Below are 1,222 nucleotides of genomic sequence, written 5' to 3' on the forward strand. Positions count from 1 at the left end.
CCCATCATCATCATGACCATATAGGCGGTGTTCCTGAGCTCGTTCGCCAGTATCCCGGCATTGATGTTGTCGGCCCGGAAAAAGAGCCGATTCCAACACTCACACACGCCGTAAATGGTGGGGATAAAATCGAGTTATTTGGAGAGTCTTTCGATGTGCTCGACTTAGCGGGTCATACACTCGGACATATTGGTTATGTCGGTGCTGGGCATCTATTTTGTGGAGACACGCTTTTCTCGGCGGGTTGTGGTCGAGTTTTTGAAGGGACTTACGCGCAGATGCACACGGCGTTGGATCAACTAGCCGCACTGCCTGAAGAAACAAAAATCTACTGCGCCCACGAATACACGGCCAGCAATGTTTCTTTTGCATTGGCGGTTGAGCCAGAGAATCAGCGACTTCACCAGTACCGAGATGATGTCAATCGCCTTCGTGCACAGAAGCAATCTACCCTTCCTAGCTCTATCAAACTTGAAAAGCTGATCAACCCATTTCTTCGTTGCAAAGAGGAATCGGTCATTAAATCGGTGACAAATCGAACAGAAAACATTGACCCGCTCTCCGTTTTTTCCGCGTTACGTGAGTGGAAGAACGAATTTTAGCATTTTCTAGCTTGTCACTTGTAGGGGCAGACCAGTATTATCAGCAGCTGTTTTAAAAAAGGGCTGTTACATGCGAGTAAAATACAGCTGGGTTTTGGCACTGTTACTAACAGGCTGCCAACTTACTCAGCCACCGGAGTCATCTTCTACTACAGGGGAGTATGAAACCTCACAACCAACGCAAGATGTGGCTCACCTGCCAACATCAACGGGAGATAATCAAGGTGAGTTAAAAGCTACAGCACCTAAATTAAAACCTATTGCTGAAGTGACCCCACAAACTCAACAAGATATCTGGCACCGTATTGGAATGCAGTTACAAATGGAGGTCCCAGATCACAAGAGTGTTGACTATTACCGCACTTGGTATCTCAAGCATCCAGGGCATTTAAGAACGGTCTCCAAACGTGCTGAACCTTTTTTATATCTGATTGTTAATGAAATTGAGCAAAGAGGTCTTCCACTCGAGCTTGCTTTACTTCCTATTGTAGAAAGTTCTTTTGATGCTTTCGCTTATTCACATGGCAGTGCTGCAGGGCTGTGGCAGTTTGTTCCTGCCACCGGGGAGTATTTCGGTCTAGAACAGAATTTTTGGTACGATGGCCGTCGTGATGTGGTTG

The 1,222-nt window shown here is 46.5% G+C and carries 1 protein-coding gene and 1 pseudogene; both read left to right on the forward strand.

Annotated elements, in window-relative coordinates; genetic code table 11:
- Positions 1-602: hydroxyacylglutathione hydrolase (gene gloB, locus ACP45E_RS12865; protein WP_069585075.1), on the forward strand; the 602-nt coding region annotated here is incomplete at its 5' end.
- Positions 603-867: 265 nt separating this feature from the next.
- A pseudogene (locus tag ACP45E_RS12870) lies at positions 868-1,222 on the forward strand (transglycosylase SLT domain-containing protein); the annotation flags it as partial.

Source organism: Vibrio genomosp. F10 str. 9ZD137, assembly GCF_049974785.1.
In the GTDB taxonomy this organism is placed as follows: domain Bacteria; phylum Pseudomonadota; class Gammaproteobacteria; order Enterobacterales; family Vibrionaceae; genus Vibrio.